The 7,211-nt window shown below is 38.5% G+C and carries 5 protein-coding genes; 2 read left to right on the top strand and 3 right to left on the bottom strand.

Going from position 1 to position 7,211, the window contains the following annotated elements; all coding sequences use genetic code 11:
• The first annotated feature begins 213 nt into the window (after window positions 1-213).
• Both L2764_RS16610 and L2764_RS16605 read left to right on the top strand, forming a co-directional pair.
• Window positions 214-1,590, top strand: a complete 1,377-nt coding sequence (locus tag L2764_RS16610) for an RsmB/NOP family class I SAM-dependent RNA methyltransferase (RefSeq protein WP_248941381.1) — start codon at window positions 214-216, stop codon at window positions 1,588-1,590.
• A 267-nt stretch (window positions 1,591-1,857) separates the two neighbouring features.
• Window positions 1,858-2,340, top strand: coding sequence for a glutathione peroxidase (locus L2764_RS16605; RefSeq protein WP_248941380.1), 483 nt, complete (start codon window positions 1,858-1,860; stop codon window positions 2,338-2,340).
• A 1,759-nt stretch (window positions 2,341-4,099) separates the two neighbouring features.
• Here L2764_RS16605 and L2764_RS16600 read toward each other — a convergent pair.
• The 3 genes from L2764_RS16600 to L2764_RS16590 all read right to left on the bottom strand — a co-directional run bounded on the left by L2764_RS16600 (window position 4,100) and on the right by L2764_RS16590 (window position 7,193).
• Window positions 4,100-5,071, bottom strand: a complete 972-nt coding sequence (locus L2764_RS16600) for a PstS family phosphate ABC transporter substrate-binding protein (RefSeq protein WP_248941379.1) — start codon at window positions 5,069-5,071, stop codon at window positions 4,100-4,102.
• Between the two features lie 114 nt (window positions 5,072-5,185).
• Window positions 5,186-6,481, bottom strand: coding sequence for a phosphate regulon sensor histidine kinase PhoR (phoR, locus tag L2764_RS16595; RefSeq protein WP_248941378.1), 1,296 nt, complete (start codon window positions 6,479-6,481; stop codon window positions 5,186-5,188).
• A 127-nt stretch (window positions 6,482-6,608) separates the two neighbouring features.
• On the bottom strand, window positions 6,609-7,193 hold the full coding sequence (locus L2764_RS16590; protein WP_248941377.1) for a VOC family protein: 585 nt from the start codon (window positions 7,191-7,193) through the stop codon (window positions 6,609-6,611).
• Between the last annotated feature and the right edge of the window lie 18 nt (window positions 7,194-7,211).

Raw genomic sequence — 7,211 nt, 5'->3', positions numbered from 1 at the left:
AAGCAGTGAATGAATTCGTCGCCACTGCTTATCGCTAATCATTTTACGAGACATATGAATTTCAAAGAGAAAAATTGTATCTTAATCAGCTAATCATGGCCAATTGTCAACACCCCCTAGTATCTTTTGCTCGCTTGGGTATATAATTCACTTCCATTATAATCCGTGCTCGTCATTCACCGTCCAGCATTTAGATCTAGGCCATTATTATTCATGGATAACCCCCTTAGTATTCAGGCGACGACTCCAATTCAAAAACGTGCTCTCAGTTATAGCCAAACCCTGCAAAAACTCTTTAATGAAATTATGAGCACCAAGCAGCCAGCCGATCGGATCTTGGCTCAATATTTTAGAGAAAATAAGAAACATGGTTCTAAAGACAGAAAAATTATTCGAGAAACATTATTTGCTTTATTTCGTTGGTGGGGTTGGTTAAAAAAAATTGATGAACAAGAGAGCAATGATCTCAACTGGTATCTGCAGCTCGGATTAAGCGGATTATTTGAAAGCCACCCATGGAAAGATCTTATCAGTGCATGGCTTCATTTTGCCCAATTAGATATAGCAGCTTCCAGCACCTTAAGTCCTTTTTTGTTAATCGATGCTGAGACTAACCTGTCAACCCCCATCAATTTACAAACCAATAAAGGTAAGCTGCAATTACTTGAAACCATCACGTCATTGAATTTTCAATTAACAGACTTAGTACCCAGTTGGTTTAAGGAGGTCGATGTTTTCCAAGAAGACAATATCTCCCCGCTTATTGAAGCCCTCAGCTCACGTCCGCCAATCTGGGGAAGAGTGCAACATCTAAGCACCGATAAAGCGCTTAAACAACTTCATCAAGCGGGAATTGAAGCCAGCTCAAATACTGCTTTTGAAGACAGTATTCATTTAGGCAACAAGAACATTAACTTAAATGGACTGCCTCTATATAATCAAGGACAATTAGAAATACAAGATTTAGGCTCACAAGTCATTGGTCATATTTGTGCTCCTAAACCCCATGAAAATTGGTGGGATGCGTGCTCTGGCGCAGGAGGGAAAAGCTTACAGTTACGTTCATTAATGTTGAGACAAGATCCCAAGTCCACAGGCAAGATCATTGCCTCTGATATTCGAAACAAAGCATTAGAAGAGTTAAATAAGCGAGCCAAACGTGCAAAGTTCAAGGGTATTAAAACACTACCGTGGAAAAATGATGCCTTACCTGTCAGCAGCAAACACTTCGATGGCGTTTTAGTCGATTCCCCTTGCAGCTGTATTGGTACCTGGCGACGCAATCCTGATCTACGCTGGATAAGTGATATCTCCGCCGTTTTAGACAAAGCCCCTCTGCAACTTGATATTCTGAGTCGTAGCGCCCAAGCTGTCAAACTAGGAGGCAAGCTCGTCTATGCTACCTGCTCTCTTTCTTCCATTGAAAATGAAGAGGTGGTCAATGCCTTCTTACAAGCGCATCCTGAATTTAGCTTAGACACTCTCATTCATCCCTTTACAGGAAAACAGCATGCCATGCTAACCATTTGGCCATTCGAGGCCAATAGTGACGGTATGTTTGTCGCTCGAATGACGAGAGACCTCATATAAAATATTTTATGTAAGCTGAGGCTGTATTTCCTAGATATTCAACCATTTCGATTCTATGATGCTTAAGAATGAGCATCATTATCTCAGCTGTTTTTAAATAAATTATCATATGCTACCGTCTTTTTATCAACGCCAGTACTTACGCAGTTTTCACTTTACTGTTATTTTTATATTGCGCGCAAGATAAAATGACAGTAAAGTGAAATAACAATGAAAGCTTAAATTATCATCAACTTTATTTTCATGCACCAATAAAAGGGACACCCTATGGCAGACTCTATTTATCAATTTTCAGCAATCGATATACAAGGAACGAACGTCAGCTTAAAACAATATGAGAATAAAGTTGTTTTGATTGTAAATACTGCAAGTAAATGTGGTTTTACTCCTCAATACAAAGCATTAGAAGCACTGTATAAAAAATATCAATCTCAAGGGCTCGTCATTTTAGGTTTTCCTTGCAATCAATTCGGTCAACAAGAACAAGGCAGTAATGATGAAATCAGTGCTTTTTGTGAATTGAACTTTGGGGTTACATTTCCACTCTTTCAAAAAATTGATGTCAATGGCAGCCAAGCTCATCCTCTTTATCAATATCTGAAAACATCAGCAAAAGGTGTTTTCGGTTCTGAAAAAGTAAAATGGAACTTCACAAAATTCATTATTGATAAAACGGGTCAAGTCACAGCACGTTTCGCCCCAACGACCAAACCTGAAGCACTAGAAGATAAAATAATCGCATTACTTTAAAACGAACAAAGCATCTTAATACAATAGGTTATAATTATTTTAATTTTTTAGTAAAAAAATTGAACTATACGTAAAGACACCACTCTAATTTATTGAACATGTAATTTAGTGTTCATCATTCTCCCTTGGGGTCTCTAACGACACCCCATTGATCAATAAATTGATCAGAAGGCAACACTTGATTTATTCAAGACGGTTGCCTTTTTTGTATCTATACCCGTGATACTTCAAGATGCAGGATTCAGCTGGAATTAAAAGCCTTGTAGGCAAGGTCGTTAATTGCTCCTGCATTAATGACATTCCCGTCATCTGATGTTTAAGGATGAACAAATGTCGTGTTCACATGGATGTGAGTGAACGACCATGACGGTCTTCTTGAGCAGATGATTTAGTGATTCTAAATTAATGCTCAATAACGCAGCGTAAAAGGATTTCCTCTTTATTTATAAGAGTCAGCCTATTAGGAGCCATTAAAACCAATCACTTCTGTGTCGCATACTTTTAAAAGGTGCCTACATTCCCACAATCATGCGCCTTAAATTGATTGGTTTTACTGGCTCTGAAAACATGCATCTTGAAGTATCACGCATATATGTATTTTGAAAATAAAACCGCCTTGCTCTAAACCTCTTGAGATAACCATTATTCACTGCTTCTCCCCAAATAGAATAAATCCTTAGGTTGTTATAACAACCATTTTAAATCAATAAGATAAAATAATCCCTTGGGTACACTCAATCTTATTGGCAATTCAGTCTATCTCTATTTTTGACTTTTTATTTCTTAAAAATGGAACTTCTCCAACTTTAGGCACTCTGATAATATGAAGCGATTATTTTTGAATGGTTTCATCATTTATCATCTCCCTTTTAAAGCATATTTTGTGCTTATTTGGAAAGTGGCAATGAACAACAATGAAGTATGATATGGCATTTATTGAATATCATTCAGGTCAAGCAGATAAATAAGAGTTCAGCGTTTAGGCGATGCTAGCGTAACGTCAAGTCCTTAACCCAACATTTATTCTTTTAGACCTAAGCGAGATCCACCTCATTCTTGTTCACCTTTTTCATCATGAATTATTATTGTATGGCAACCCTCTTTTAGAGCGTTGCCATTTTTTTGCTGTTTTATACCCGTAGTTTCTTGCTGCTGACTTTCAATGCTTATCGCTGCATCTCAATCAAAGTCAGCGCACACGACGATTCTATCAAAACCTCAAGGTGATAGATGATTACACAGGGTATTATTTCGCCTTATCAAAGCATAAATCTCTTTATTTTTGCCGAAAACTGAACTTATCCAACTTTAGGTACTCTGATAATATGAAGCGATTATTTTTGAATGGTTTCATCATTTATCATCTCCCTTTTAAAGCATATTTTGTGCTTATTTGGAAAATGGCAATGAACAGCAATGAACAGCAATGAAGTATGGTATGGCATTTATTGAATATCATTTAGGTCAAGCAGATAAATAAGAGTTCAGCGTTTAGGCGATGCTAGCGTAACGTCAAATCCTGACCCAACCATTTATTTTCTTAGACCTAAGCTAAATTCACCTCATTATTGTTCACCTTTTTCATCATAAATTATTGTATGGCAGCCCTCTTTAGAGTGTTGCCATTTTTTTTGCTTTATTCAATTTAAGACTTGCCTGAAGTAGTCAAATTAACGATGCCACAAGCCCTCATTGTTTTGATCATCAACTACCACAAGAAAGACCTCACAAAGAGGCCTTCACCCTAGCGCAATAAAGATTACAAACGTATACCGACTTTTTCTAAATCCTTAGCAATAACCCCTCGAGGTAATGCGACATAACCATCCTTCTCAACAATTTTCTGCCCTTGTTGAGATAAAACAAAGCGGATAAACTCACGATCCATCGGTGCCAACTCTTTATTGGGTACTTTGTTAACATAAACATATAAGTAGCGAGATAACGGATATTTTCCATTGGCTGCATTTTCCGAAGAAGCTTCAATATAATTTGCCCCCTTCTTAGAAATCGCAACCGCTTTCACACCCGCTGTCTTATAACCAATCCCTGAATAGCCTATCGCATTTAAAGATTGCGAAACAGATTGTACAACCGATGCTGAACCTGGTTGTTCATTCACATTGGCTTTGAAATCGCCTTTACATAAGGCTTTTTTCTTGAAATAGCCATAAGTCCCCGATACTGAGTTACGGCCATAAAGTTGAATATCTTTAGCAGCCCAACGGCCTGTCAATCCAAGATCTCCCCAACGGGTTGCATCTTGACCACCACATTTATAGGTTGCAGAAAAAATATCATCTATCTGCTCAATACTCAGTCCCTTTATTGGATTATCTTTATGAACAAAAACAGCCAATGCATCAATCGCAACACGGATCCGAGTCGGCTTATACCCGTAGTGTTTTTCAAATGCCTCAATTTCGTTTGGTTTCATTTTACGGCTCATAGGGCCAAATTGAGATGTGCCTTCCGTTAATGCGGGCGGTGCAGTAGAAGAACCTGCGGCCTGTATTTGAATATTCACATTGGGATATATATCTCTAAACTCTTCAGCCCATAATGTCATCATATTAGCCAAAGTATCTGATCCAACCGATGACAAATTACCTGATACACCACTTGTTTTTGTATAAGTAGGTAAACTGGGATCGATAGACGCCATTGTACTGACAGAAAACATACTTGCGGCAGTCAAACTAACTGCGCTAATCAGCTGTTTCAGTTTCATTTTTCGCTCCAATATTCAGCTTATTTTGTTTAACGCAGCCAGTATCGATTGCGACCATGACAAGTCTATGACAACAAGATGACACAACAATGACACTCATACTTTTCATCGTTATCATTGCATTTTTAACAAATGCGGTGGGATCACAAAACTAAATGTACTCCCTTGCCCTAGTTCACTGACAATATTGAGCTCACTCTGATGATGACTCAGGGCATGCTTAGTTATCGCTAAACCTAAGCCTGTACCACCATTGCTCCTTGAACGCGCACTATCAACTCGATAAAAGCGCTCTGTTAATCGTCCAATATGCTGCATAGCGATTCCCTCTCCGGTATCAGTCACACTAAAGGTGCCTCCAGAAGGTGTTTGCCTCCAGCTAATATTGATGACTCCCCCCTCAGGGGTATAACGAATGGCATTAGAAATTAAATTTGAACAGGCACTCCTTAATTGCACTTCATCACCATGCACATCACATTGCTCATCACAGATAAAACTCAGTCTATATTGCTCTTGAGATAAGGCGTTAGCTTCTTCTTTTAATACCCGAAAAAGAGCTGACATATTAATCGTTTTTTCCAGATCAATACTGCTTGCATCTTCAATACGAGAAAGCGCCAGTAATTGCTCTACCATTAATTTCATGCGGGTTGTTTGTTGCTGCATTTGATCCATGGCTTTAATCGAAGGAGAGTCAGGCTCAGCCATGCCTTGCATCATCTCCAAATACCCTTGCAATACTGTTAAAGGCGTTTTAAGTTCATGGGAAACATTGGCCACAAAATCTTTTCGCATCGTTTCAAGCTGCCTAACATGGGTAATATCACGCGCGATCAAAAGAAACTGACCTGTACCGTAAGGCATAATACGAATTTCAAGCACTCCAATGTTAGATAGCGGCGCTGCAAGCTCAAAGGGCTCGGTATAATCTCCTTTTTTCAAATACAACGAAAAATCAGGGTGGCGAATAAGATTATCGATCCGCAAACCATTATCCTGCGGCCATACAAATCCTAACAACAAACGAGCCAATTGATTACACCATAAAATGTTATGCCCAGAGTCCAATACCACGGCCGCATCAGGTAACGCTTCAGCCCCTTGTCTAAACCGACCTAATATAAAAGCCAATTGCGATACTCGCTTTCTATTTTTGCCTTGCAATCGATAGATGCCATTAAATACACCTTCCCAACTCCCACTCCCATTGGGCGGCGTTAAACGTCTATCATGCCACAGCCAATAATTCAGGCGAGATATTTGGTGATAATGCCATATTAATAACCCAATGCTACCCAACATGATTATTTCGCTGACTTTACCGAATAATAGACCAAGAGAAAAACAAAAAAATATAAAAAAAATCAAGCGAGAAAACAAACGAGAACCAGAATAGGAATCAAGCATAATACTACCACAATACGACGATAGAGAGTCGGGGATTCAAAAATGCAATAACACTGTCAAGTTCTCTATCATCAACTCAACATATTAACTTATGGAGCGATTATTCAAGCCAACAGCTTGTTTATATTCATTGACTGCCAATATCATCATGGCCTTGCTCAAGTTCCCATTGAACACCATAACAGTCTTGAATATAGAAAAAGCGAATTTCACTTATAATATGACAGACATTGTCTTTTTCTTTTGCACTGCTTTCAAGCGATCCATCAAAAAAAATAAAATCATCAGCTTTAATTGGGCTGATCGTGTAAGGCTTATAATCTACAGCGTCACTGATCATCCTAACTCCCTCAATCGTTTTTAAAAATTGAAAAGCGACATCAATATTTTCAACACCTAAAGCCACATGTCTCACACCACCAATGTCATTAGTATTACCACAGGGCCTTCTATCGGCACCTTTAGGGTAATGGTATTCCATTAACTCGATAAACAAAGGAGCAGGCTCGGTTGGGATTTGCAAAAATTGAATACAAACATCCACTTTTTTAGCTTCTTCCATAAAGCCTGCTGATTTTGCAAATCCCTCATTCTTAAAATGAGCAAAGTATTGAATGGGTATGGCGCCTAATGCCTGTTGATAAAACTGACTGGCCCTAGCGATATCATCCACAACTATATTGATATGAGAAATTGACTTATATTTTATCATCTAAATATCCTTATCTAT

It is taken from the genome of Shewanella surugensis (genome assembly GCF_023284005.1).
Lineage (GTDB): Bacteria > Pseudomonadota > Gammaproteobacteria > Enterobacterales > Shewanellaceae > Shewanella > Shewanella surugensis.
Note: the sequence above shows the minus strand (reverse complement) of the source record. Positions and strands in the feature narration are given on the sequence as shown.